Annotated in this window: 23 protein-coding genes and 1 other RNA gene; 18 read left to right on the top strand and 6 right to left on the bottom strand. The window is 35.3% G+C overall.

What is annotated here, in order from left to right; translation table 11 throughout:
* Window positions 1-65: 65 nt before the first annotated feature.
* From DYE19_RS04785 to DYE19_RS04705, 17 genes are all read left to right on the top strand, one after another.
* Window positions 66-1,271, top strand: coding sequence for a flippase (locus tag DYE19_RS04785; RefSeq protein ID WP_115322808.1), 1,206 nt, complete (start codon window positions 66-68; stop codon window positions 1,269-1,271).
* On the top strand, window positions 1,268-2,194 hold the full coding sequence (gene lst, locus DYE19_RS04780) for a CMP-N-acetylneuraminate:beta-galactoside alpha-2,3-sialyltransferase (RefSeq protein ID WP_115322807.1): 927 nt from the start codon (window positions 1,268-1,270) through the stop codon (window positions 2,192-2,194). The genes DYE19_RS04785 and lst overlap by 4 nt, the downstream gene beginning before the upstream one ends.
* A 1-nt stretch (window position 2,195) precedes the next feature.
* Window positions 2,196-2,969, top strand: a complete 774-nt coding sequence (locus DYE19_RS04775; protein ID WP_115322806.1) for a glycosyltransferase family 25 protein — start codon at window positions 2,196-2,198, stop codon at window positions 2,967-2,969.
* Window positions 2,970-2,987: 18 nt separating this feature from the next.
* Window positions 2,988-4,181 (top strand): hypothetical protein, encoded by a 1,194-nt coding sequence (locus tag DYE19_RS04770; RefSeq protein ID WP_115322805.1) that lies wholly within the window; start codon window positions 2,988-2,990, stop codon window positions 4,179-4,181.
* Entirely contained in the window at window positions 4,174-5,058 is an 885-nt protein-coding gene (locus DYE19_RS04765) for a glycosyltransferase family 2 protein (protein ID WP_115322804.1), read from the top strand. Before DYE19_RS04770 ends, DYE19_RS04765 begins: the two co-directional genes overlap by 8 nt.
* Window positions 5,058-5,858, top strand: coding sequence for a glycosyltransferase family 2 protein (locus tag DYE19_RS04760; protein WP_115322803.1), 801 nt, complete (start codon window positions 5,058-5,060; stop codon window positions 5,856-5,858). Before DYE19_RS04765 ends, DYE19_RS04760 begins: the two co-directional genes overlap by 1 nt.
* 10 nt (window positions 5,859-5,868) lie before the next feature.
* The gene (locus DYE19_RS04755; protein WP_115322802.1) at window positions 5,869-6,963 is read left to right on the top strand and encodes a lytic murein transglycosylase; all 1,095 of its coding nucleotides are present in this window, start codon (window positions 5,869-5,871) and stop codon (window positions 6,961-6,963) included.
* A gap of 314 nt (window positions 6,964-7,277) precedes the next feature.
* Window positions 7,278-8,588 (top strand): NCS2 family permease, encoded by a 1,311-nt coding sequence (locus DYE19_RS04750; protein WP_115322801.1) that lies wholly within the window; start codon window positions 7,278-7,280, stop codon window positions 8,586-8,588.
* 1 nt (window position 8,589) lies between these two features.
* Window positions 8,590-8,946 (top strand): DsrE/DsrF/TusD sulfur relay family protein, encoded by a 357-nt coding sequence (locus DYE19_RS04745; RefSeq protein WP_049214521.1) that lies wholly within the window; start codon window positions 8,590-8,592, stop codon window positions 8,944-8,946.
* A gap of 65 nt (window positions 8,947-9,011) precedes the next feature.
* On the top strand, window positions 9,012-12,683 hold the full coding sequence (gene recB, locus DYE19_RS04740) for an exodeoxyribonuclease V subunit beta (RefSeq protein ID WP_115322800.1): 3,672 nt from the start codon (window positions 9,012-9,014) through the stop codon (window positions 12,681-12,683).
* Window positions 12,683-14,662 carry an exodeoxyribonuclease V subunit alpha gene (recD, locus tag DYE19_RS04735; protein ID WP_115322799.1) on the top strand — a complete coding sequence of 660 codons (1,980 nt, stop codon included), beginning with the start codon at window positions 12,683-12,685 and terminating at the stop codon, window positions 14,660-14,662. Before recB ends, recD begins: the two co-directional genes overlap by 1 nt.
* A gap of 36 nt (window positions 14,663-14,698) precedes the next feature.
* Window positions 14,699-15,346: a GrxB family glutaredoxin gene (locus DYE19_RS04730; RefSeq protein WP_115322798.1), complete on the top strand. Its 648-nt coding sequence runs from the start codon at window positions 14,699-14,701 to the stop codon at window positions 15,344-15,346.
* An 87-nt stretch (window positions 15,347-15,433) separates the two neighbouring features.
* Window positions 15,434-15,778, top strand: coding sequence for a YegP family protein (locus DYE19_RS04725; protein WP_049214517.1), 345 nt, complete (start codon window positions 15,434-15,436; stop codon window positions 15,776-15,778).
* A gap of 279 nt (window positions 15,779-16,057) precedes the next feature.
* Window positions 16,058-16,486: a 50S ribosomal protein L13 gene (gene rplM, locus DYE19_RS04720; protein WP_049214516.1), complete on the top strand. Its 429-nt coding sequence runs from the start codon at window positions 16,058-16,060 to the stop codon at window positions 16,484-16,486.
* A gap of 16 nt (window positions 16,487-16,502) precedes the next feature.
* Window positions 16,503-16,895 (top strand): 30S ribosomal protein S9, encoded by a 393-nt coding sequence (rpsI, locus tag DYE19_RS04715; RefSeq protein ID WP_049214515.1) that lies wholly within the window; start codon window positions 16,503-16,505, stop codon window positions 16,893-16,895.
* A gap of 202 nt (window positions 16,896-17,097) precedes the next feature.
* Window positions 17,098-17,736 (top strand): stringent starvation protein SspA, encoded by a 639-nt coding sequence (gene sspA / locus DYE19_RS04710; RefSeq protein ID WP_115322797.1) that lies wholly within the window; start codon window positions 17,098-17,100, stop codon window positions 17,734-17,736.
* 6 nt (window positions 17,737-17,742) lie between these two features.
* Window positions 17,743-18,222, top strand: coding sequence for a ClpXP protease specificity-enhancing factor (locus tag DYE19_RS04705; RefSeq protein WP_049214513.1), 480 nt, complete (start codon window positions 17,743-17,745; stop codon window positions 18,220-18,222).
* Window positions 18,223-18,299: 77 nt separating this feature from the next.
* Here the strand turns inward: DYE19_RS04705 and DYE19_RS04700 are convergent, their stop codons facing one another.
* Window positions 18,300-18,845 (bottom strand): KdsC family phosphatase, encoded by a 546-nt coding sequence (locus DYE19_RS04700; protein ID WP_115322796.1) that lies wholly within the window; start codon window positions 18,843-18,845, stop codon window positions 18,300-18,302.
* Window positions 18,845-19,780, bottom strand: a complete 936-nt coding sequence (locus DYE19_RS04695; protein WP_115322795.1) for a KpsF/GutQ family sugar isomerase — start codon at window positions 19,778-19,780, stop codon at window positions 18,845-18,847. The genes DYE19_RS04700 and DYE19_RS04695 overlap by 1 nt, the downstream gene beginning before the upstream one ends.
* Window positions 19,781-19,924: 144 nt before the next feature.
* Here DYE19_RS04695 and rnpB point away from each other — a divergent pair.
* Window positions 19,925-20,303, top strand: an RNA gene (gene rnpB, locus DYE19_RS04690) — RNase P RNA component class A.
* 4 nt (window positions 20,304-20,307) lie between these two features.
* Here rnpB and DYE19_RS04685 read toward each other — a convergent pair.
* From DYE19_RS04685 to DYE19_RS04670, 4 genes are all read right to left on the bottom strand, one after another.
* On the bottom strand, window positions 20,308-21,033 hold the full coding sequence (locus DYE19_RS04685; protein WP_115322794.1) for a copper homeostasis protein CutC: 726 nt from the start codon (window positions 21,031-21,033) through the stop codon (window positions 20,308-20,310).
* Window positions 21,034-21,078: 45 nt separating this feature from the next.
* Window positions 21,079-22,446 (bottom strand): toxin/drug exporter TdeA, encoded by a 1,368-nt coding sequence (gene tdeA / locus DYE19_RS04680; protein WP_115322793.1) that lies wholly within the window; start codon window positions 22,444-22,446, stop codon window positions 21,079-21,081.
* A gap of 71 nt (window positions 22,447-22,517) precedes the next feature.
* Window positions 22,518-24,449, bottom strand: coding sequence for a MacB family efflux pump subunit (locus tag DYE19_RS04675; RefSeq protein WP_115322792.1), 1,932 nt, complete (start codon window positions 24,447-24,449; stop codon window positions 22,518-22,520).
* A 16-nt stretch (window positions 24,450-24,465) separates the two neighbouring features.
* Window positions 24,466-25,626, bottom strand: coding sequence for an efflux RND transporter periplasmic adaptor subunit (locus DYE19_RS04670; protein ID WP_049214507.1), 1,161 nt, complete (start codon window positions 25,624-25,626; stop codon window positions 24,466-24,468).
* Between the last annotated feature and the right edge of the window lie 187 nt (window positions 25,627-25,813).

Below are 25,813 nucleotides of genomic sequence, written 5' to 3'. Positions count from 1 at the left end.
TGTCTATTGTTTAAAATCTGTTTATTGTTAAAATGTCGCCCTAATACATTCAATTAGAGCAAAGAATGAAAGCTATTAAAGACAGTGCGATTTATTTATTTGGTGAACTCATTTCAAAATCTGTCCCTTTTCTCTTATTACCTTATTTATCACGCAAGCTAGGTGTAGAAGGCTTTGGTGAGCTTTCTTATTATCAGACTTATCTTGTTTTATTTTTAATTATTGTCGGTTTAAGCCAAGAAAGTGCTGTTGCACGCTTTTTCTATTTTTATGGTCGTAGATCATTAAACTTAGTCGTCAGAACAGGTTATGTCTACACATTGTTAATGGGCTGTGTGATTTTATTAGGCTGTTTACTCTTACAATCTGAAATGATGGTTTATCTGGCGATTTCAGCTATTTTTCAGTCCTTTTTAGCGGTTCAATTAAGTTTACGTCAGTGTCAGAAACAGGCCGTTGCCTATTCAGTCATCCAACTATTGTTAGCTCTCACATCCGCATTATTCACAGTAATTTTGTTAGAAGTGTATGAGAATGACTTAGTTGAAAAACGAATTTTAGCGATTTTATTGAGTCATTTATTCGTATTTCTTATTGTATACTTTTTATATAGCAAAAAAATAAGGTATAAAAAGTTTAAGCTTACACAATATAAAACTGCATTAGTTTATTTATTTGGCTTTGGTATGCCATTAATTCTTCATAATGTAAGTTTGTTTTTACGTGGACAATTAGATCGCTTATTTATTTATCACCAATTTAGCGATGCAGAGCTGGGGCTGTATGCGATGGGCGCACAAATTGCAGCTATTTTAATGATTGCTATTCAGGCAGTGAATAAGGCGACTGTGCCTTATTTATTTGAAGCATTAAAGCAACAGCGTATTAATGTGAAACATATTCATCAATGGGCGACATACACGTTGTTACTTGTTCCTGTACCTGCATTAATTATGTGGTTTATCCCAGAACAATTTGTCGTTTGGTTATTAGGTAAGCAGTTTATCGGAACAAAGTATTACATTATTTTGTTTTTAGTATCAACAACATTGGTTATCCCTTATCTTATCTTAGTTAATTACTTATTTTATTATGCTAAAAATAAACTCATTTCGATTTGTTCTGTCATAACAACAATAGTTTATGTAGTGAGTTTAATTTGTCTCACGTTGACTGAGATTCAATTTGTGCCTTTTGCAAGTATTATTGGGGCAGTCACTATTTTACCTGTATTGTATATAATGACCGCAAAAGTAGGGAAAGTTGTATGAATTTGATTATTTGTTGTACACCATTACAGGTTTTGATCGCAGAAAAAATTATCGATAAGTTTCCTCATTCTGAGTTTTATGGAGTGATGTTTTCAACGGTGAGCAATAAAAAGTTTGATTTTTATAGTCAGCGTTTGGCGAAAAAGTGTGGTCCATTTTTTACTATGATTCAGCATAATGATCGTTTTAATCTACTCAAAGAGATTTGTTATTTAAAACGTCATTTTGGTGGAAAAAAATTTGACCAAGTCTTTGTGGCTAATATCAATGATTTACAGATTCATTTTTTGCTAAGTGCTATTCAGTTTGAGCAGTTGAATACTTTTGATGATGGTACGATTAATATTGTCGAAAACAGTTTATTTTATCAAAATGAGATTCCTACATTACAGCGAAAATTAGTTAATGCTTTATTAGGTAATAAATATAGTATACAGCTGCTTAGATCATTATCACAGCGTCATTATACGATTTATCATGGTTTTAAAAATATTATTGATAATGTAGTCAATATTGATTTAGTCGAACCCTGTGATATGCAAATAAGGGATTCTGATTGTATTAATGTGTTATTAGGGCAACCCGTTTTTTTAGATGAACAACGTAACATTACATTAGCTGAACAAGTGATAAGACAGTTCAATATTCATTATTATTTTCCTCATCCTCGTGAAAAATATCGTTTGGATAATGTGGAATATATTGATACAGAACTTATTTTTGAAGATTATATTATTCAGCAAGCTAAAAAGAAAAAATATCGAGTTTTTACTTATTTTAGTAGTGCAATCATTAATATTATGAATAAAAGTGACAATATCGAAGTTGTAGCATTGAGAATTGAAACGGAAAATCCCGCCTATGAGGCATGCTATGGATTATTTGATGAATTAGGCGTTCAACTTATTGATATAAGAGCATAAAATGAAAAAATATTTAATATCATTAGCAAAAGATCAGCATCGTCGAGAACTTTTTTTTAGTCAAGCAGATACACAAGATTTTAAGCTATTTTCAGCACTTAATACAATGAACGAAAGTTGGGAAAATCTGACCGCACTTTTTGATGTTGAGGGGTTCAGCACACGTTATGGTCGCCATGTTACTCAAGGTGAGATTGGTTGTACCTTAAGTCATCTCGGTGTTTATCAACAAATTGCGGAAGACAAACAAATTGATGAAGAGGAATATTGTCTAGTTTGTGAAGATGATGCATTATTTAATCTCGATTTTAAACAGCATTTACGTTCGCTGTTAGCACAAAAACCAACAGCTGATCTGATTTTAGTTGGACAATCTAAGATTACAGATTTTAATGCTTTTGAACTCGAAATAAATTATCCAACCACTTTTTCATTTTGGCGTAAGCGGATCGCTAATACCCCCTTTTGCTATGCTTATCCTTATAAAAACTATTTTGCTGGAACAGTGGCTTATTTGATTAAAAAGTCGGCAGCTAAGCGATTTTTAACTTATATGCAACAATATCATCGACCATTTTGGTTGGCAGATGATTTTATTTTATTTGGCTCAGAGTTTAAGTTAGATGTTGTTGTTGTTCGCCCATTATTGGTGATTGAAAATCCTCAATTAGTGAGTAATTTGGAGAGTAGCAGGGGATCTCTATCAAATAACGTATTGAAAAAACTAGTGAAATATCCTTTAAAAAAACTTTTAGCGGTTTTGCGAAATTTTTAACTTAGGTTTAAGACGTGTATGTCAACATTATTCAGTTTTTTTTATCTTTATGATCCTTGGTTATTTCATTTCTTACGTATGGCATTTGTCGTAGGTGGCATTGGCGTAGCTTGGCTTATTTATCGTTTGTATACAAAACAATTAACACAAGGTATTGCTGTACCTATAGACAGTATTTTAGTCATCATTGCATTAATTTTGTTGAGCATCATCCCTATTCTTATTAATGGTACAACTGAATTGGGTGTAGTGAGAATGTACGTTAAAAGTTTAGTCTTATTTGTCTTTGGAATAGGTATCTATAATTTATTTTATTGCCATTTAGCAGGACAGGTTCAGTTTGTAAGTGATTTAAAAATTGGTCTTGTTATACAAGCTGCTATCGGTTTGCTCGCATTGTTCAGTCTTACTACGGTGATTGATCTTGTGTTATCAACTCACACTATCATGCCAAGGTTTTACAATTCAGAGCAGGAGTACCGTTTATACAATCTCACGTCTTCTGCATTTTTTCAGCTCAGTATCTTTTATTTAATGTTGCTACATTTTTTACTCGCTTATGATGTCAAAAAGAATCGTATTTCAGCGTTTTTTTTATTTTTATTGTTATTTATTGGGACTATTTCGGGTAGAACATTTTTTATGTTATCTATAATCAGCATTATTCTTTATTTTAAATGGCGTTATTTGCCTGCGTTAATTACTTTTGCTGCGATTGTTTTATTTTTATCTTTGAATTTTTCAGAACATAAATATGTTGCCCATGCATTTGAGCCAGTGATTAATTTATTTTCACATCAAGATATGAGTAAAATCAGTTCGTCCAGTGAAAATTTAATTAAAAACCATTTATTTATTCCAACACTTAAGCAATTTTTGATTGGTGATGGTGAGTATTTTACTGATGAAGGCAAATATTATGGAGCAACAGACTCTGGTTTTCTACGTCAAGTGCTTTATGGTGGCTTAGCTTATTTAATGACTTGTTTTGCTTTCACGGCATATTTTGTGAAACGTGTTGCAGATAACTGGTTTGAAGGAAGTTGGAAATTTACTTTATCCACACTATTTATTTTAAGTGTGCTTCAGATTAAAGCAGATACTTATGCGTTCCCTGGGATTATGTTAATTTTTATCATGTTTCTGTCATTATTTGGTAAAAAAGGGAAATGGGTATGGCTATTTAAAAATAAGGAGGGGATGAATGTTTAGTATTATTGTGCCTTCTTATAATCGTCCTGATGAAATTCCTAAATTATTAGCGAGCTTAAAGACTCAAACCATACAGAATTTTGAAGTCATTATTGTCGATGATCATTCAATAGTACCTGTTGAAATTAAAGATAGCTATGCGTTTAGTTGTAAAATTGTTCGTAATAATCAAAATTTAGGGGCTGCAGAAAGCCGTAATATTGGGGCGAGGCAGGCAAGTTATGACTGGTTATTGTTTTTAGATGATGATGATCGTTTTATGGCAGAGAAATGTGCAGTATTAACAGAAACGATAACTCAAAATCCGATGATTAATTTTATTTATCATCCTGCACAATGTATGATGGTCAATGAAGGGTTTTCTTATGTGACCCATCCTTATCGTGATACTACTCAACTTACACTTGATAATATTTTATTAGCCAATAAAATCGGTGGTATGCCTATGATTGCCATCAAGAAATCTCTTTTTTTACAGGTTGGTGGGTTGTCTGGCTATTTACGTTCACTAGAGGATTATGAGTTTTTATTAAAATTATTATGTGAATCTCAATTTAATCCCTGTTATGTTGATCAAGCGTTAACAATTTGTACCTTTCATACTCAGCGTTCAAGTGTATCAACCAATACAAAACATACAGAACAAGCAATTCATGAAATCAAAGCTCGTTATGTTAAAACAGAAAAACAAGCTCGTCATTTTGAATTAAATGCATTGTATATGTTGGCATATCCTTATGTTATGAATTTATCACGTGTTGCCGCTAAATATTACTTCGCTATTTTTACCAAAACAGGTAGTATCAAACATTTATTTATGGCTGGATTGACCTTTATTTCACCATCATTGGCAATTAATATGAAAAGGTTTATGTAATGAAATTTTCAGTTTTAATGTCTTTGTATATCAAAGAAAATCCGCAGTATCTACGTGAGTGTTTTATCAGTTTACAAACCCAAACGCTACCTGCAACAGAGATTGTTATTGTATTTGATGGAAAAATCACGGCAGAGTTAGAGGCTGTAGTTGATGAATTTGCCCATTTACTTCCTTTAAAAGTGGTCAAATTACCTCATAATCTAGGTTTAGGTAAAGCGCTTAATGAGGGATTATTACACTGCTCATATGATTGGGTTTTTCGAATGGATACTGACGATATCTGTGTACCAACACGCTTTCAGCAGCAAATTACCTATATTCAAGGTAATCCTGATACAATCATCGTTGGTGGACAAATTGCTGAATTTGGACAAAATATTCAAGATATTGTGAGTTATCGTCGAGTACCTACAACACATGAGGATATTGTTACATTTACTCAGCGCCGTTGTCCTTTTAATCATATGACTGTGGCTTATCAAAAGGCGGCTGTGTTAGCTTGTGGTGGCTATCAAGATTTACAAGAGGATTACTACTTATGGATAAAAATGGTCGCGATGGGAAAAAAAGTTGCAAACTTAGCTGATGTTTTAGTGTATGCGCGTGTTGGTAATGGGATGGTAGGACGGCGTCGAGGTCTTGCGCAAGCGCGAGCAGAATGGCGTTTATTTAAATTAAAGCATCGTTTAAAGTTACAAGGCATTATTTCTGGACTCTTTACTTTTATTTTGAGGGCGCTACCACGTTTATTGCCAACTTCACTGTTGCAAGTTGTTTATCAATTTTTGAGAAAGTAGGAAAGCTGTTGTGTTATTAAAATTTATACATAAAGCCAGTGTTGTACTGGCTTGTCTTATCTTTGTAGGTTGTTCAAGTAAGTCAACACTACAACCTTTAAATCTGGGTGCAAAGTATGATAAAGCAAGGACACTCAATAATTTTGATGATTATGTGGAATTTTTGAAAAGTAAAGCACTTAGTGAGGGCATTTCTGAACAGACTTTAACTCAACATAATGATATCCGTTATATTGAAAAAGCCATTGATTTAGATCGTCAACAAGCTGGGCGTGTGAAAAAGCGCGATCCAAATGATCCTGTACGTTTAAATCCAAATGGTACAACTCATTATTTAAATCGTGTATTAACAGCGCATAAAGTAGATGTCGCAGCAAAGCATTATTGGGAGCAACAAACACAATTAGAAAAAGCCAGTCAGCGCTTTGGTGTACAAAAAGAATATTTGATGTCGCTATGGGGAATGGAAAGTAGCTTTGGTTATTATCAAGGTCGTTATGATGTACTTTCGGTACTTGCGACATTAGCGTTTGAAGGGCGGCGCGAACATTTGTTTAGTCGAGAATTTATTGCGGCGATGAAAATGTTGGAACGTAAAGATATTTCACGTCAGAAAATGTTAGGCTCGTGGGCTGGCGCGATGGGGCAAACTCAGTTTATGCCAAGTTCTTATTTACGCTATGCAGCAGATGGTAATCACGATGGTGAAAAAGATATTTGGCAAAATCATGACGATGTATTTGCTTCCATTGCGAGTTATTTGAGCACAGTAGGTTGGAATAACCAACTACCTTGGGGAATTGAAGTCAACTTGACGAAACCTTTATCTCTTGACTTTGTGGGTATTGAAAAACATAAGAAACGCTCGTTACAAGATTGGCAACAGTTGGGAGTATTTTTGAAATCTTATTCAGCGCAAAATCAGGAAAAACTGACCGCACTTTCTACAGCAGATCTCTGGTTAGTTAGTCCAGATCGTGAAGTGGGGCGTACATTTTTGGTCTCTAACAATTATCGCACGTTATTAGATTGGAACCGTTCTAATTATTTTGCAGTCAGTATCGGTATGTTTGCCGATCGTATTAAACAACAAATTGGTTTGTAGCTCATTTATATTTAATGTAATAGCATAAATGAGATAAAAACGGGCACAGGTACTTAAACTTATGTCCGTTTTTTGTTACATGTAGGAAAAATTTTAATCATTGTATTTGCTATTAACAAGAATACATATGCTCTTACTGTAATTTTAGTGAAACGATTGCGTCTATTGTTATATCTGGGTTCTATCTTTTCTTTTTTGTTTAAAAAACGATGCATCTCATTTATTCTTCTGTTAGAATCCACTGGAAAAACACCTCCACATTTTAGACCTGTTTTTCATCATTTCTTGTTTTTACAATAACCTTAGGAATTACAATGGAAAATCAATCTTTTCTACATCGTTTTTTTAACTTAAAAGAGAAAAAAACTACCCCTAGAACTGAAATTATTGCGGGAATCACAACTTTCTTTACGATGGTGTATATTGTATTTGTTAACCCTTCTATTTTAGGCGATGCAGGTATGGATAAACAGGTTGTATTTGTGACAACTTGTTTAATTGCTGGTTTAGGCACTATTGCGATGGGATTATTCAGTAATCTACCTATTGCACTCGCACCTGCTATGGGATTAAATGCATTTTTTGCTTATGTCGTCGTCAGTAAATTGGGTTATTCTTGGCAAATTGGAATGGGCACGATCTTTTGGGGATCTGTTGGATTACTGATTTTAACGATCTTTCAAATTCGCTATTGGCTGATGGCATCAATTCCATTAGGATTGCGTGTAGGGATCGGGGCTGGTATCGGTCTATTTATTGCACTAATCGGTTTTAAAAATATGGGACTTGTCGTAGCTAATCCATCAACTTTAGTCGCATTAGGCGAATTACATGATCCAAAAGTATTACTTGGCATATTAGGTTTCTTTATTATTGTAGTATTAGCTGCACGTAATATTTATTCTGGTGTTTTAGTTTCTATCGCGGTCGTTACTGCACTGGCCTTTTTTATTGATCCTCAGGTCGCATTTAATGGGATTATTTCTATGCCACCAAGTTTAGCGCCTGTTGTTGGTCAAGTTGATATTACTGGTGCATTGGATACGGCATTGTTGGGAATTATTTTTTCCTTTTTATTAGTCAATTTATTCGATTCTTCAGGTACATTACTAGGTGTAACAGATAAGGCTGGAATCAGTGATGAAAAAGGACGTTTCCCTAAAATGAAACAAGCACTTTATGTTGATAGTGTGAGTGCTGTTGCAGGCTCTTATATGGGAACATCTGCAATCAGTACTTATATTGAAAGTGGTGCGGGGGTTTCTGTGGGAGGTCGTACAGGTTTAACGGCAGTCACAGTCGGTATTTTATTCTTATTAACTATTTTCTTTTCTCCACTTGCCAGTGTAGTGCCTGCTTATGCGACAGCAGGGGCATTAGTTTATGTGGGCATTTTAATGGCATCTAGTTTAATTCGTGTGAAATGGGAAGATTTAACAGAAGCTACACCAGCCTTTATTACTGCTGCGATGATGCCATTTACTTATTCTATTACAGAAGGTATTGCTTTTGGTTTCATTAGTTATTGTATTATGAAAACCTGTACTGGTCGTATTAAAGAAGTTAACGCACCAGTTTGGGTTGTTTCTTTCCTATTTATCGCAAAATTTGTTTGGGTAGGTTAATATGCAAAAAATTCTATTCATTATTCACGCAGCGCCTTATGGTAATGAAGCTTTTTTTAGTGCATTGCGTTTAGCATTACAATTACAAGATCAATATCAACGTGCAGTAGATTTAAAAATATTTTTAATGTCTGATGCTGTAACAGGTGGGTTAGCCAAGCAAAATCCAACAGAAGGATACCATTTACAACAAGCATTAGAAATTCTCACTGCACAAGGTGCACAAGTAAAACTCTGTAAAACCTGTACACAAGCACGTGGAATGACTCATTTACCGCTAGCAGAAGGGATTGAAATTGGTACACTCGCTGAATTGGCAGATTGGACCTTCGAAGCCGATAAAGTATTAAACTTTTAAATGTAAAAGTGCGGTAAAATAGACCGCACTTTTTGTTAAATATGAATACAGAGAAAAATAAAACGATGGATACGGTCGATCATCTCAATCCTCTCACCACACCTCTCAACCAAGTTTGTCTGATAGAAGCTTCTGCTGGTACAGGGAAAACTTATACTATTGGTTCACTCTATTTACGTTTATTACTGCAAGCAGGAGAACATTGTTTTTCTCGACCATTAAACGTACAAGACATTTTAGTTGTAACTTTTACAGAGGCAGCAACTGAGGAGCTAAAAGGACGTATCCGCGAACGTATTCATCAGGCGAAAAAAGCGTTTATTGCTTATAAAGTTGAAGGCGTGAAGGCATTAGCACATGATCCCTTTCTCATGGAGTTAGTCGATTCTATCCAAGATATTGATGTCGCAATACAACGTTTAAAAATGGCTGAACAAACGATGGATCTGGCAGCAATTTATACAATTCATGGTTTTTGTCGTCGTATGTTAATGCAATATGCGTTTAATTCTGGCATTCATTTCAATTTAGAATTAGTAAAAGATGAAAGTGAGCTGCTAGAGCGTTTATTCAAGGATTTTTGGCGTGAAAATTTTTATTCACAACCTTTAGAAATTGCTAATTATATCCACCAAGTATTAGTGTCGCCCCAAGCGGTCCTTAAAAAATTACGCAGTCATATATCACATCAGTTAGAACCTGATATTGGTTCTAAAGCATGGCTGAGTATGTCACTAGTCGAGTTTTTACAACAGTATGTCTTACCTAAACAAGCTCTTGTACAACAATTAAAGCAACAATGGTTAGCACATGAGACTGAATTACGCTCGTTGATTTTCAATGAATTAGATAAAAATTATAAAAAAGGTGAGAAAAAGTCTTTACAACGAACTCGCTTTAAAAAAAATTATGTGCCGAGTTGGTTTAACAGTATACAAGTTTGGGCAAGATCAGCATTAACAACTAAATTACCTGAAACATTAACCAAATATTTTAGCCAACAAGCGTTAGTGAGTTATGCAGACGAAGGGGCAGAACCCATTTCTCATTCCGTTTTTCAGCTAGTTGATGATGTGATAATGAATACAGCAGAACAAGCAATTGATGAGAAAGTCGTGTTATATCATTATTTACGAGGTGTACAACAAAAACTAATTGACTATAAATTGAATCACACACAGAAAAACTTTGATGATTTATTACGCTTATTAAAGCAGGCACTTTATTCTACTCAAGGTGACGAGCTCGCCCAATTTATTCGCTTACAATATCCGTTTGCTATGATTGATGAATTTCAAGATACGGATGTACAGCAGTATCACATTTTCGCCAAGATTTATATTCACCAGCAGCCTGTTGAAAATGGCTTTATTATGATTGGTGATCCTAAGCAAGCGATTTATAAATTTCGTGGTGCAGATATTTTTACGTATTTCAAAGCGGCACAGCAAGCGGATATGCGTTTCACTTTAGGCGTCAACTGGCGATCGGAGCAAAGCTTAGTGAAATGTATTAACGCTTTGTTTGATTTTCAATCAGATAGTTTACCTTTTTTATATCCACAAATTCAATTTCATCCTGTTATTGCTAGTCAGACTCAAGCTAAATTCAAATTACATGGCAAAATTGAACCTGCATTACGTTGCTATATTGGTGATCTTGGTGAAAGTAAACCGTCAGGATTCAGTAAAGCACAAAAACAAGCTATGGCACAAATTTGTGCTATTTCAATTCAAAACTGGTTGCAAAGTGCGCAAGAAAATCAAGCCTTTTTTGCTTTGGATAATAAAATAAAACCTTTAAGTGCTGAGCGGATTGCCGTAATTGTACGAAACTGGACTGAAGCCGAGTTAGTGATACAAGCCCTACAACAGTTAGGTATCGCATCGGTCTATCTTTCTGATCGTAGTAATGTGTTTGATTGTGATGAAGCTAAACAATTAGTTTTAATTTTAACCGCTTGTCTAAACCCATTTAGTGAACGTCATATTTTAAATGCGATTGCAACACGTATTTTTGCTTTAACAACAGCTGAGATTAGCGCAATTAAACAAGATGAACATCGTTGGACAGAGCAAGTAGAGCGTTTTATTCATTATCAGCGTATTTGGCAGAAACAGGGAATTTTAGCCATGCTCCATCAGCTTTTCCTCACAGAAAAGATTACGGAGAAATTACTGGCTAGCGTAGGTGGAGAACGTAAAACGACAGATCTATTACATCTTGCTGAATTATTACAGGAAGCAAGTCGCTTAAATGATAGTGCGGCAAGTTTGTTACGTTGGTTTGAAAAACAAATTCAAGGTGAAGATCGCCAAGAGGGTCAACAAATTCGCTTGGAAAGTGAACGGCAGCTCGTCAAAATTGTGACTATTCATAAATCTAAAGGATTAGAATATGACTTAGTTTGGTTACCTTTTATTGCTGATGCATTAAAAGACAATAAACAATTGATTCAAACATATTATGATAGTTGTGCACAACAGGTATTATGGGATGTGCAACAGCAGCATCAAGTAGAAATTGAGCAAGAGCAACGAGCAGAGGAAATGCGACTACTTTATGTCGCCTTAACTCGAGCGAAGTATCAAATTGCATTAGCATTGCCTACTTCTTTTTTACCAAGTTGGAATTGCTTGCAGTATGTTTTGACTGCAGGAAAAATGGATCGGCATGAAGAAGTGCGGTCAGTTTTAGCTGAGTTTCAACAGCGTATGCGGAACCAGCAAGTGGACATTATCATTGAGGATTTTTCTGTATTACAGCCTAAAAAGGTATCCTCATGTTATGTTCCAAAAGATGCACTACATTACGCTGAATTTCGTGGAGAGATTGAAAAAAATTGGCAAGTGACGAGCTTTACAGCTATAAGTGCTCAGCACGAAAGAACAAAACAGTTTTATCTGACAAAGCAAGAAGAACAGACATCGACAGCTACATTTTCCGCTGAATTGAAGGATTATAAATTAGAGCAGGGCACTCAGCAGGATATTTATTTACCGCAATCAATTGTTGAAGGCTATCCTTTAGGTTATACACCTTTTGATTTACCTGCTGGTGCTCAAGTAGGTCAAATTCTTCACCAATATTTTGAACAAAATAACTTCAACCAACCTATTGAATTAACAGCTCTGCAGCAAATTTGTCAGCAGTTACAACTTGATCAGCAATGGCTTGGATCATTACAAACATGGTTAACTCGTATTTTAAATACACCATTATTTGAAAATGAAAATCTTAAACTTGCAGATTTAGCCCCCCAAGATTGTTTGAAAGAAATGGCATTCTATTTGCAGTTCAAACATACATTCCAAGCTAATAAATTTAATCAGCTATTACAAAAGTATCAATTCATATCAACACCTTTGCAATTACAAGATTTCACTCATGGGATTCAAGGAATGCTACGAGGATTTATTGATCTTGTTTTCCGCTATCAAGGGAAATATTACTTATTGGACTATAAGTCCAACAAGTTAGGGCATGATTTTGTTGATTATGCGCCAGAGCAACTTAACAAAGTTATGGTGGAGCAACATTATGATTGGCAATATTTGTTTTATACAATAGCTCTTCACCGTTATTTAACACAACGAGATCAAAATTATCACTATGAGAGAGATTTTGGTGGTGTGATTTATACTTTTTTACGAGGCATGAATGGAAAAGATAATTATGGTATATATTTTAACAAGCCTAATGCGGATCTCATTGCAGAGTTAGAGGAGTTACTGTAATGCTTACCCTCTTAAAAGAGTTAAAACAGCAACAATGGATCAGTGCGGGAGATTATTATTTCGCAAAATTAATTGCCGATAAACAGCCTAAAGACTATCATACAGAAGTTCAAAATCTCGCTATTTTATTAGCTGCATTGTGTAGTTATAGCTACCAACAAGGCAATACCTGTTTGCTTTTAGATCATCATCTTGAACAAAATTATTTCAATTTAGCTCATCGTACATCAGAACGTCATTATTTAGCGGAAATACAAGCAAAAATAGGCTTTATGCCGATTGACCAGTGGCAATCAGCCCTTAAACATCATATTGCATTTAGTGAGGATCCTTTATCACGTGTTGCACCGTTGGTGTTCCAATTTAATGCTTTATATTTTTATCGTATTTGGCAAGACGAATATTGGGTTGCTAACTATTTAAAAAATACTATACAAAATCAATCTAGTTCAATGAGTCAAAGTGATTTAGTACCAGTAAAACAAGTATTGGAGAAGTATTTTCCTCTTACAGAGCAGACTACTGAAATTAATTGGCAAAAAGTCGCAGTAGCGACAGCCTTACGGCAAAATTTTTGTTTAGTAACTGGTGGACCAGGCACTGGTAAAACAACGACAGTTGCGCGATTATTGCTTGCGCTGCAAGAGTTACATTGTCACAAGCTAAGGATTAAATTGGTTGCACCAACAGGAAAGGCAGCTGCACGTTTGACAGAGTCTATACACAGTGCACTAGAAAACTTATGTGCTCGAGAAAAGATTATTATTACATCTGAATTAATGGCATCTATTCCGACTACAGCACAAACGCTACATCGTTTATTGGGCATACGTTTTTTTGAAGATATGCCACAATTTAACACTAAAAATCCATTGCAGCTTGATGTGCTAGTAGTTGACGAAGCCTCAATGATTGACTTGCCCTTGATGACGAAGTTATTACAAGCGCTTAAAGCAAAGACAAAATTGATTTTATTAGGCGATGAAAATCAACTCTCTCCAGTAGAGGCGGGGGAAACTTTAAGTGAATTAAGGCAATTTGCACAAACATCTTATAGCAATGTATTAGCCCGTTATTTGTACGAAGTAGCAGATATTCAGCTTGAGCATACTACAGACTATCATCCTATACGTGATCATTTGTGTCATTTACATTATAGTCATCGCTTTTCAAGCCAGTCAGGTATTGGACAATTAGCGAAAGCGGTTAATCAAGGAAAAATTGAGTTAAGTTGGCAATGTTTAAGTGAATTTGATGATCTTGAACTCATTGATTTTACCACTTTAATATCCTTAAAATCAGCTAACCCAGTTGCCTACACGCAGGCTTGTGTTGCATTAGTAATAAAACATGCTGTTGAAAAATATGCTGATTATTTGCTCATGATAAAACACATTCAACAAACTCATACTCGCATCACTGAACAGCAAGTTAGCCATATCTTTATGTTGTTTAATTCTATTCGTTTTTTGACTGCACTTCGTGTGGGAGAGCTTGGTGTAGAACAATTAAATCAAAAAATTGCACAGCGTTTACAGCAAAAAGGTTTGTTACATTTTAAACATGAACGCGACTGGTATCTTGGTAAACCTATAATGATTACACAAAATGACAATCATATTGGTTTGTATAATGGTGATATAGGCTTATTTTTAGGGGAAGGAAAAGTTTGGTTCGAGCAAGGTAAAAATCATTATAAAACTGTATTGGCGAGCCGTGTACCAAGTTATGAAACGGCTTTTGTCATGACAGTACATAAAGCACAAGGATCTGAGTTTGATCATACTTATTTAGTCTTACCAACAGAGCCTAATCCGATTTTATCGAGAGAGTTAATTTATACTGGTATTACGAGAGCAAAACAAAAGCTCAGTATTTTTACTACAGCAGATATTTGGAAAAATGCAGTGAAGAATCCAATAAAACGACAAAGTGGATTAAGTAAATTGCTAGTTGAATTGTTTAAAAAATCTAATTAAAGTGCTTAAGTTTGAATTGATTAACAGGAGAAAAATATGCAACTTTATGTTTATGACCATTGTCCTTATTGTGTTCGTGCCATGATGATTTTTGGTTTAAAAGAACTTGATGTAAAAATGAATGTGCTCTTGAATGATGATGAGGTAACGCCAACAAATTTAGTGGGTAAAAAAGTAGTTCCCATCTTAATAAAAGAAGATGGAGAGGCAATGCCAGAAAGTTTAGATATTGTAAACTATATTGATACTCATTATTGTACACCTATTGTGCAAAAAGATGTACGTCCTGAAGTTGAGGCGGTATTGAAGGACATAACGAGTTATTCAAATTATTTATTAATGCCACGTTTTATTAAACTAGATGTACCAGAATTTGCGACACAAAGTGCTATTGACTATTTCACTAAAAAGAAAACGGAATATGTTGGAGATTTTGCTCAACATATGAGTAAAACAGATGAATATTTATCAAGATTAGAACTGGATTTAGATAAATTAGAGTCATTAGTGATAGGGGGCACATCATTAAATCAATCTTTGTCATTAGAAGATATTTTAGTATTCCCAATCTTACGTAATTTGACTTGTGTTAAAGGGCTTAAATTTCCTGAAAAAATAGATAATTATGTCAAGAAAATGTCTGCTTTGAGTAAAGTAAATCTTTACACTAAACAAGCACTTTAATTGGTTAAAATAGTTGCAATTTTTTGCAAAAAAACTATGCTTGTTATTGAGCATCTTGTCTCAAAAATATTATCTAAGGAGAAAATTATGGCATTAGGTTGGTACGAACTTAAATTAGCAAAAGATGGTCAATTCATGTTCAATTTAAAGGCTGCAAACAGTCAAATCATTTTAACGAGTGAACTTTATCGTTCGCGATCTGCTGCTGAAAATGGTATTGCATCTGTACAAAAAAATGGTGTAGATGAAAAGAATTTTGAAGTACGTGTCGCTAAAAATGATAAGCCATATTTCGTTTTAAAAGCTAAAAATCATCAAGAAATTGGTCGTAGCCAGTATTATACCTCTAATGTATCAGCGAAGAAGGGGATTGGTTCGGTGATGAAAAATGCGGCTACAACTGTTATCAAAGATCTGACAGCTCAAGCATAGTTTTATAACTCAAAAAGTTTGCGAGTGTATCGATATTCGCAAACTTTTTATTTGTTTTTATCTCATTACTTTTTTTATTTTTCTTCCTTCCTCTTTATAAAAAGTAGTCGCTTTTTATTTCTTTCTTTTGTATAATCTCGCGACCCTGTGAATGTGTTGGATTTCCCACCACGCATTATTTTATCGAGATCACACTCGAAGGGGTGTTTGATTAAGATTCATGGTTGTGTTTAGTCATTAAACACTGGGTATTAATAATATTATTTTGGTAATTAATTAATGAAAACTTTTGTAGCAAAACCAGAAACGGTTAAACGCGACTGGTATGTAGTAGATGCGACAGGTAAAACTTTAGGTCGTTTAGCGACTGAATTAGCACGTCGCCTTCGTGGTAAACATAAAGCTGAATATACTCCACACGTTGATACTGGTGATTACATCATCGTTATTAATGCTGATAAAGTAGCTGTAACTGGTAATAAAGAAAGCGATAAAATTTACTACTGGCACACTGGATATGTAGGTGGCATTAAACAAGCGACTTTTAAAGAAATGATCGCACGCCGTCCTGAAGCAGTGATTGAAATTGCGGTTAAAGGTATGTTGCCAAAAGGACCATTAGGTCGCGCAATGTATCGTAAATTAAAAGTGTATGCAGGTTCAGAACATAACCATGCTGCACAACAACCACAAGTTTTAGACATTTAATCACGAGGTTTAGGATATGGCAGAGAATCAAAACTACGGCACAGGTCGCCGCAAAAGCTCTTCAGCTCGTGTATTTATTAAACCGGGCAGTGGTAAAATCACTATCAACCAACGTGAGTTAGACGTTTATTTCGGTCGCGAAACAGCGCGTATGATCGTTCGTCAGCCTTTAGAGTTGGTTGAAATGACTGATAAATTAGACCTATACATCACTGTTAAAGGTGGCGGTATTTCAGGTCAAGCGGGTGCAATCCGTCATGGCGTGACTCGCGCATTAATCGAATATGATGAGAGCTTACGTTCTGTATTACGCGCAGCTGGTTTCGTAACCCGTGATGCACGTCAAGTTGAGCGTAAAAAAGTGGGTCTACGCAAAGCACGTCGTCGTCCACAATTCTCAAAACGTTAATTTTATATTTTACGTTTTATATTCAAATTGCAAGTCCCAAAGGACTTGCAATTTTTTTGTCTAGAGAAAAAATTACGAGAAACTTTGGAAATTATCACATGATTTATGGTAGAATAAACGCCCATTTTTTATATGATATTATGCCGAGAATACGGCACAGTTTAATCGATTTTAATTCATTTTAGAGCTGTCGGAGGAATAGATGACAAGCGCTGCAAATAAACGTTCAATAATGACACTTTTTTCAGATAAAACAGATATTTATTGCCATCAGGTGCGTATTGTATTAGCGGAAAAAGGTGTTGCTTATGAAACGGAAGTTGTAGATCCTCAAGTCGTATCAGAAGATTTAATGGAATTAAATCCATATGGCACATTGCCGACATTAGTTGATCGTGATTTAGTTTTATTCAATTCACGTATTATTATGGAATATCTTGATGAACGTTTTCCACATCCGCCATTAATGCCTGTTTATCCTGTTGCACGTGGAAAAAGCCGTTTATTAATGTTACGTATTGAGCAAGACTGGTACCCTGCATTAGAAAAAGCAGAGAAAGGTACAGAAGCAGAGCGTACAACTGCATTAAAACAGTTAAAAGAAGAGATTTTGGCAATTGCACCTATTTTTACTCAAATGCCTTATTTTATGAATGAAGAATTTAGCTTAGTAGATTGTTATGTCGCACCATTATTATGGCGTATGCAAGAGCTAGGTGTAGAATTCAGTGGTGCGGGTAGTAAAGCGATTAAGGCTTATATGTCTCGTGTATTTGAACGTGACTCTTTTATGCAATCTTTAGGTGTTGTTACACCTAAAAACTTAATGGATGAGAAATAATTTCACATGGAATATAAAGTATCCCCAAAACGACCTTATTTATTACGTGCTTATTATGATTGGCTGGTTGATAACGACTTTACTCCTTATTTAGTGGTCGATGCTACTTATCGTAATGTTAAAGTACCCGTTGAATATGTAAAAGATGGTCAAATTGTGTTGAATTTATCTACTAATGCAGTTGGTAACTTACATTTGACTAATGATTTTATTCAATTTAATGCACGTTTTCGTGGTGTACCGCAGGATATTTATATTCCAATGGGAGCAGCTTTAGCAATTTATGCAAGAGAAAATGGTGATGGTGTCATGTTTGAACCAGAAGAGATATATAATGATCTTGATTCTATCAGCGTAGAGCAACCGTTAAGCTTTGTTGAAGCAGTCGATAAAACAGTAACTGAGAATAAAGTGAATAAAAATGAGAATAATTTAGATAAGAGTACTGACACAAAGAAAGTTTCTCATTTACGCATTGTAAAATAATTCTTATAATTTAAAGAAATGAAAAGCACTATTCTGGTTTGAGAATAGTGCTTTTTTAGTGTTAAAAGTCATTAAATTTATTGAGTCATTTTAGCTACAGTTTTAAGAAAGCCTTTCGCGCTGTTATAAATTGCGCTTTTATTTTGCGCGGCTAAAATCATATCTGACATTTCTCTAAAAGCGCCTTTTCCTCCAGCAAGATTTAAGACATGATCGACTTGTTGTTTTACATAAATAGGTGCATCATTTACAGCAAAAGATAAGCCACAAACTGCAAATGCAGGTAAATCAACACTGTCATCACCAATATAGGCTGTTTCAGAGGCCGATACGTGGGCTTGTTGCATCAATTCAAAGCAAGCACTTTCTTTTTCCAGTTTACCTAAGAAGAATAATTTGATGCCTAAATCAGCAATACGTTTACGTAGAATTGGGGAGTCTCTTCCTGATAAAACGGCGACTTGAATACCTGATTCCATTAACATCTTAATGCCAAGTCCATCACGAACATGGAAGGTTTTAATTGCTTCGCCATTAGCATCATAATGTAATGAGCCATCAGTTAATACGCCATCAATATCTGTAATAACAAACTTAATTTTTTTTAATTTTTCTATTAACATCAGCTTGAAAACTCCACTAAACCAACTACGTTATTTTCATCATCAACCACTACTAAAGAATGTATCTTTTGTGCTTTCATGAAATTTTCTGCATCAGATAAATAAGTGTCTTGGTGGATTGTTTTAGGGGTCGAAGTCATTAGATCCTGAGCATTTTTCTTTAATGTTTCAGCTCCATTAGCACTCAATGCACGTCGAATATCACCATCAGTGATGATACCTTTTAACTCATTCTGTTCCATAACGAGAGCCACTCCCATTCTGCCTTCATTCATAATTGTTAAACAATCAGTAAAAGAGGTATGCATTGCTGTGACAGGGAGACGTGTTTGCATTTGATCTTTAACACGGCAAAGGAGTCGTCGACCCAAACTTCCACCTGGGTGAAATTTAGCGAAGTCAGCGGGTTGGAAATCACGAGCTTTAATCAGCGAAACAGCCAGTGCATCGCCTAATGCCATTGTAACGAGTACAGAGGTTGTTGGCGCGAGATTATTAGGACAAACTTCACGTTCAACACTGATATCTAGTACATAATCTGCATGTTTAGCAAGTGTAGAATATGGGTTTCCTGTGAGGGCAATGATTTTATTACCAAAGTTTTTTAAGCTCGGGATTAATTTATTGACATCATCTGTTTCACCGCTATAAGAAATTAACATAACAATATCAATAGGCTTGAGCATACCTAAATCGCCATGAAATGCTTCAGTTGGGTGTAGGAAGAAACTTGGTGTACCTGTTGAGGCGAAAGTCGCGACCATTTTTTTACCTACTAGACCTGATTTTCCAATTCCTCCAATCACTAAACGACCTTCACAATTCAATAATAACTCGACAACATCAGTAAATTGTTGGTCAAGGCGCTGACTGAGTCGAGCAAGAGCCTGTTCTTCTACAGCAAGCGTGTCTTGTGCAATTTTTAAGTAATCCATTTTGATTCCTTCAATAACCCCAAATTTGTCTGATTATAACATAAAGTCTGCTTCAAGTTATAAAGTGGTTTAAAGAGCAATCTAGTTTTGATAAGTTTCAATAGTACTGTATTTCTGTATAAAATTCCGTTATACTGCGCTCCTTGAGTTGGTTAGACAATCGCTGGTTTATTGAAGCCCTTAACCGTCTTATGACGACCTAGTGGGACAAGTAAACGAGAGGAAAGTCCGAGCTACATAGGGCAGAGTGCCAGATAACGTCTGGGAGGCGTGAGCCTACGACAAGTGCAACAGAGAGCAGACCGCCAGTTTTAACTGGTAAGGGTGAAAGGGTGCGGTAAGAGCGCACCGCATGGCTGGTAACAGTACATGGCAGGGTAAACTCCACTCGTAGCAAGACCAAATAGGAATCCAATGAGCGGCCCGTTCAGGATTCGGGTAGGTTGCTTGAGCGTACGTGTGAACGTACGCCTAGAGGAATGATTGTCCACGACAGAACTCGGCTTATCGACCAACTCAACTTTCTTTTAAAATAATGCTTTGACAGCCTTAATTTTATTAAAGTCACTAATCCAAATTTTTTTATCGTCTTCTGCATCTATGCCCATTACGGCATCTGACTGCTGTTTCATTTGACTTAATCGATAGCTTTTGCCAGATAAATGTAACTCTTCTATGCCAGTGTTTTTAACGAGTATTTGAGCATTTTCTGCATTAACGCCTGCACCAGCCATAATGCTAATTCGTTTATTGGCCTGTTTAACAAGTTGTTTAAGTAAGTCTTTTCCGTGAAGTGCAGTGGTTTTTTGACCCGAAGTGAGAACTCGCTCGCAGCCTAGCGCAATAAGTTGTTCTAAGCTGTCAAAAGGGTTATGACATAAATCAAAGGCACGATGAAAAGTGACCCCTAAACCGTCTGCTGCATGAATGAGTGTTTCACAAATTTTTACATCAATTTCAGCTTGTTCTGTAAGAGCGCCAATAACTATACCTTTCGCGCCTAGCGATTTGACGATTTGGATATCTTCTACCATCATCTGTACTTCATAATGGTTAAATAGGAAATCGCCTGCGCGAGGACGAATCATCACATAACATGGAATTTGGCTAAAATTGACCGCACTTTTGATGAGTGAATACTGGGGGCTGACGCCACCAATAGCTAAACAACCACATAACTCTAAGCGATCAGCCCCAGCTTGCTCGGCTATGAATACGGATTCAATATTATCAACACAAACTTCTATCTTCATGAGGTACCTTCTTTCACGTTTATCAGAAAGAAACTATAGAAATCCTTATTTATTTGAATAGTAACCTGCCATAGCACTGTAAACAGCATTTTCTTGCTGAATTAACTGGTATTTGGCATTTAAAATAGCAATTTGTGAATCATTTTCTGTATTTGCTGCATTTAGCCAATCGCGTAGTTGTGATACGCCTGCATCATAACGGTTTTTGTAATATTGAGTGATGCGCTTATTATAACTGTACGCCGTTTGTAAATTATTTAAGCTAGCTTGTGATTGGCGATAAGTAAAATAATTAGTATCAATTTCATTTAATGCTTTGGTTATAGTTTGCTCATAATTTAATCTTGCTGTTTCATAGTTAGCTTCAGAAATTTTAACATTCCATCTGACTGTATTCCAATTTAAGAATGGTAAGTTAATACTGACTAAACTAGCAGCAACAGGTGTATGTAGTGCATTATCTACTTTTGTGCCTGTTGAAGACAAACTTGCACCTAATGTAATAGTTGGGAACCAGCTTTTTTGCATTGCTTTAGTATCTTTAAATGCACTATTTAGACGATATTGTGCACTTTTAATATCTGGTCTATTGGCTATAGTTGCGACTGGTATATTCGTGTTGATACCGATATTCTTAACGTTGAGAATTTTAGGTAGGCTAAGCGTCAGTATATCACTTGGCTTTAAGTTTAATAAGTTACGTAATGTTTGTTCAGCTATTTTATGTTGACTTTGATAAGTTAACAGTTGATTGCGTGCTCTTAATACCGATTGTTGTGCTTGATCTGCACTAGCACTATCAGCAACGCCTAATTTAAAGCGATTTAACATGATTTGGCTAATTTGATTATAATATTTTATACTTCCTTCCGTTGCCTGAATGGCATCGTTTAAGAAAGCGATTTGGTAGTAAGTCGCAATCACCGAATTAATTAATGCTAAACGAGTTGCCTCAAGATCTTCAGTACTTGCTTTATATGCCCATTCACCCGCAGAAGCCGCGTCAGCTAAGCGACGCCATAAATCTAATGTATAGCTGACATTTAGTGAACCACTATGAGTAATTCTTGAATTTTGACTATGTTCAATGTTACGAGATGCACTTGATTCAGTTTTTCCGCTAAACGCAGGGACTAGATTTGCCCCTAATAAATTAGCAGAATAAAGTGCTTTATTAACATTAATCGCAGCTTTGGCAAGATTTTTATTGTTTTCTAATGCTTGTTCAATTAATTTGTTTAACTGAGGATCGCGATATAATGTCCACCAGTCTTCTTTTACACTATATTGCTTTGTGATTTCTTCATATTGCTGAAAGTGTTGGTTTGCCTCTTTGAAAGAACTATCAATATTGGTACAACCTACTAATGTAGTTGAGAGGATAATAAAAGTAAATTGATTTAGTTTTAACATTATCTTGTCCTTTGGTTACAAAGTGCGGTCTAGTTTGATACACTTTTGATTGAGTCAATTATAGCAATTTTCTATTCTCTTGCTAAGGCGTTAATTGGGTTTAATTTTGCGGCATTTTTAGCGGGTATATAGCCAAATATAATGCCGATTAAACTGGAACAAAGAACGGCTGTAATAATAGAAAATGGAGAAAAAATCATGCTAAAATTTGTTGCAAATTGATTAAATACTAATCCAAAAATAAGTGAGGCACAGATACCGAGTACGCCACCAATTAGGCAAATCAATACGGACTCAATGAGAAACTGCTGTAGAATATTTGATTGCCTTGCACCTATCGCCATACGTATACCAATTTCTTTTGTTCGTTCAGTCACAGAAACTAGCATAATATTCATTACTCCAATTCCGCCTACGACTAATGAAATTAATGCAATTGAAGAAATTAATAATTTCATCGTATTAGTTGTATTTTCAATCGTTTGCTTAATTGTATCGCTATTTATTATGAAGAAATCTTTTTTGCCATGACGTATAGTTAAAATCTGAGTCAGATCTTTTTCGGCAACTTGAGTATTGATGTCATCTTTGATTTTGACTGTAATAGAGTCAATTTTAGCGTTCCCTGAAATTTTATACATTGCAGTAGTATAAGGGAGCCAGATCGTTAAGCTGCTATTATTACTATTTATTCCTGCTGGGTTTGCTACCCCAATAACACGAAGCGGCTTTTTATTAATCATGATAATTTGACCTAAAGGGGAACGGTTGTTAAAAATTTGCCGTAACGTATTGGAGTCAATGACTGCGACTTGTGCATTTTGTGCTACATCATAAGAAGTAAAGAGTTGACCTTGTAGTAAGTTGATCCCCTTCACATTAAAAAATTGTTCGTTGACACCTTTTACTTGAGCAGTAAAACTCTGGTTACTATAAGTTAGACTACCACTGACCGCACTATTTGGCGTGACACTTTCAATATAACTTTGTTTTGCAAGGAAATTGGCATCGCTAACTGTTAAATTTTGCATGCGTTCTGCACGTCGGTCACCAAATCCTGTCCCATTGTAAATATCCATCGTATTAGTCCCTAATGAACTGATATTTGACAGGATTTTTTGTTGTGAACCATTGCCCAATGCAACTACTGAAACAACAGAGGTAATCCCAATAATAATACCTAACATTGTGAGTAATGAACGTAATTTATGTGCCACAATTGCATTAATCGACATTTTAAATGATTCAATAAATTGATCTTTAAGTAATGTAAAACGGGTTTTTTGTATTGTTGGTGTAGTGCTTTTTTCAACAACCCAATTAGACTTTTGTTGATCTTGAATAATTTCACCATCTTTAATTTCAATAATACGGTTGGCAAATTGTGCGATTTGTTGATCATGTGTGACTACAATAATAGTATGTCCTTCATGATGGAGTTGTTGGAGAATATTCATTACTGTTGCACCACTTTTGGAATCTAATGCACCAGTGGGTTCATCAGCAAGAATAATTTCACCACCGTTCATTAAAGCACGAGCAATACTAACCCTTTGTTGTTGACCTCCAGACAATTGGTTGGGTTTATTTGCTAACTTATCCTGTAAGCCTAATTTTTCTAATAAATGTTTAGCACGCATCAGACGTGTTTTTTGCTCAACTCCAGCATAAATGGCAGGCAGCGCAACATTTTCTAATGCAGTTAAGGTTGAGAGTAAATTATACCGCTGAAAAATAAAGCCAAATTTCTTTTGTCGTAAATCAGAAAGCGCATTTTTATCAAGCTGACTGACTTCAATGTTGCTAATTTTATATGAACCTGAACTTGCGCTGTCTAGACAGCCAATAATATTCATTAGAGTTGATTTACCTGAACCCGAAGCGCCGATAATGGCAATAAACTCTCCTTTTTTAATCTCTAAGTGAATATTTTTGAGAACTTGGGTGCGACTATTCCCTTCACCAAAAAATTTATTGAGATCGTTTATTTGAATGATTGACATAAAATAGACCAAACTTTTAGAAGATTCTTGGACGGCGAGTCGTATTATTGACTTTTTCAGTATTATCGATCTGTGAAGAGATTACTTTTTCCCCTTCATGTAGTCCTGACAAAATCTCAGTATTGAGTTCATCATTAAGACCGATAATGACTTCGCGTTTTTCTACTTGGTTATCTTTTAGTAGCTGTACAAACACTTTATTCCCTTCTGGCTTTAAAGTTGTGGTGGGGATAAGTAAAACATTTTTTACTTCAGTAACTAAAATTTCTGTTTGTGCAGTCATACCAATACGCAGTTTATTATCAGGATTGTCAACTAGTGCATTGGCATAAAAATAGACTGCTTTTGTATTCGTAATGGATTCTGAGTATTCATTATCAGTTAAGGTTGTCAGTGCAGGATCAATAGTATTGATAACTGTCACGTATTGTTTTTGGGGATCAGAAAGCGTTGAGAAAATAATCGGCATACCGACTTTTACTTTTGTAATATCGCCTTCTGAGATTTCAGGTCTGATTTGCATTTTGCTCAAGTCTGCGACTTGGATAATCGTTGGCGTTGTTTGATTGGCATTAACAGTTTGTCCTTCAGCAACAGGAATTGAAATGACTGTGCCTGTAATGGGTGATAAGATTTTAGTATAACCTAAGTTAGTTTTTGCAGTATTGACTTCGATTTCAGCTTGCTTAATTGTTGCAGTAATTTCTTGAATAGCAGCTTGTGCTATAGCGAAAGTATTTTTGGCATCATCCAGTTCTGTTAGGCTGATTGCTTTTTGACCATATAATTTTTTACTGCGTTCGTAACTCGATTTAGCAATATCATATGCCACCGTTTTAGCATTGAGTTGAGAACGGTAAGACGTTAATTTTGCTTGCGCCGTATTTAAGTGATTACGTTGTGTTTGTGAGTCAATTTCTGCAATGAGATCACCTTGTTGAATGAGTTGTCCAAGTTTGACATGGATTTTTTCTATTTTACCTGATACTTGAGCGCCTACTTCAACACGTTGATAAGCTGTCAATGTGCCTGTTGCAATCACAGATTTTTTGAGATCGCCACGTTTTACTGTTTCGGTTAGATAAGTGATGCTGTTGTGGTTTGTGTTAAATAAATAAAATCCACCAACAAAAATTGCAATAACCATAGTACAGCTAATCAAATACTTTTTATTCATTTTTGCTTTCTCTAGAATCAAATAATACTTTTAAAGAGACAAATATTCGCTTATGAAAATATACAGCAGTTATAGTGAATGAACGTTCGTTCATTTTATCATTAAAACAAAAAATAGGAAGTGCAAAATAATAAGAAAACAGACCTCAGTTTTGTATTCTGTGGGTAAACAGGGTAGAATAGATAAC

Origin of the sequence: Pasteurella canis (assembly GCF_900454865.1) — a bacterium.
Classification (GTDB): Bacteria; Pseudomonadota; Gammaproteobacteria; order Enterobacterales; family Pasteurellaceae; genus Pasteurella; species Pasteurella canis.
Note: the sequence above shows the minus strand (reverse complement) of the source record. Positions and strands in the feature narration are given on the sequence as shown.

Bases quoted from the DNA above. Each gene is read 5' to 3' on its own strand.
- DYE19_RS04785 (WP_115322808.1), top strand. From the start codon at position 66: ATGAAAGCTATTAAAGACAGTGCGATTTATTTATTTGGTGAACTCATT.
- lst (WP_115322807.1), top strand. From the start codon at position 1,268: ATGAATTTGATTATTTGTTGTACACCATTACAGGTTTTGATCGCAGAA.
- DYE19_RS04775 (WP_115322806.1), top strand. From the start codon at position 2,196: ATGAAAAAATATTTAATATCATTAGCAAAAGATCAGCATCGTCGAGAA.
- DYE19_RS04770 (WP_115322805.1), top strand. From the start codon at position 2,988: ATGTCAACATTATTCAGTTTTTTTTATCTTTATGATCCTTGGTTATTT.
- DYE19_RS04765 (WP_115322804.1), top strand. From the start codon at position 4,174: ATGTTTAGTATTATTGTGCCTTCTTATAATCGTCCTGATGAAATTCCT.
- DYE19_RS04760 (WP_115322803.1), top strand. From the start codon at position 5,058: ATGAAATTTTCAGTTTTAATGTCTTTGTATATCAAAGAAAATCCGCAG.
- DYE19_RS04750 (WP_115322801.1), top strand. From the start codon at position 7,278: ATGGAAAATCAATCTTTTCTACATCGTTTTTTTAACTTAAAAGAGAAA.
- DYE19_RS04745 (WP_049214521.1), top strand. From the start codon at position 8,590: ATGCAAAAAATTCTATTCATTATTCACGCAGCGCCTTATGGTAATGAA.
- recB (WP_115322800.1), top strand. From the start codon at position 9,012: ATGGATACGGTCGATCATCTCAATCCTCTCACCACACCTCTCAACCAA.
- recD (WP_115322799.1), top strand. From the start codon at position 12,683: ATGCTTACCCTCTTAAAAGAGTTAAAACAGCAACAATGGATCAGTGCG.
- DYE19_RS04730 (WP_115322798.1), top strand. From the start codon at position 14,699: ATGCAACTTTATGTTTATGACCATTGTCCTTATTGTGTTCGTGCCATG.
- DYE19_RS04725 (WP_049214517.1), top strand. From the start codon at position 15,434: ATGGCATTAGGTTGGTACGAACTTAAATTAGCAAAAGATGGTCAATTC.
- rplM (WP_049214516.1), top strand. From the start codon at position 16,058: ATGAAAACTTTTGTAGCAAAACCAGAAACGGTTAAACGCGACTGGTAT.
- rpsI (WP_049214515.1), top strand. From the start codon at position 16,503: ATGGCAGAGAATCAAAACTACGGCACAGGTCGCCGCAAAAGCTCTTCA.
- sspA (WP_115322797.1), top strand. From the start codon at position 17,098: ATGACAAGCGCTGCAAATAAACGTTCAATAATGACACTTTTTTCAGAT.
- DYE19_RS04705 (WP_049214513.1), top strand. From the start codon at position 17,743: ATGGAATATAAAGTATCCCCAAAACGACCTTATTTATTACGTGCTTAT.
- DYE19_RS04700 (WP_115322796.1), bottom strand. From the start codon at position 18,845: ATGTTAATAGAAAAATTAAAAAAAATTAAGTTTGTTATTACAGATATT.
- DYE19_RS04695 (WP_115322795.1), bottom strand. From the start codon at position 19,780: ATGGATTACTTAAAAATTGCACAAGACACGCTTGCTGTAGAAGAACAG.
- DYE19_RS04685 (WP_115322794.1), bottom strand. From the start codon at position 21,033: ATGAAGATAGAAGTTTGTGTTGATAATATTGAATCCGTATTCATAGCC.
- tdeA (WP_115322793.1), bottom strand. From the start codon at position 22,446: ATGTTAAAACTAAATCAATTTACTTTTATTATCCTCTCAACTACATTA.
- DYE19_RS04675 (WP_115322792.1), bottom strand. From the start codon at position 24,449: ATGTCAATCATTCAAATAAACGATCTCAATAAATTTTTTGGTGAAGGG.
- DYE19_RS04670 (WP_049214507.1), bottom strand. From the start codon at position 25,626: ATGAATAAAAAGTATTTGATTAGCTGTACTATGGTTATTGCAATTTTT.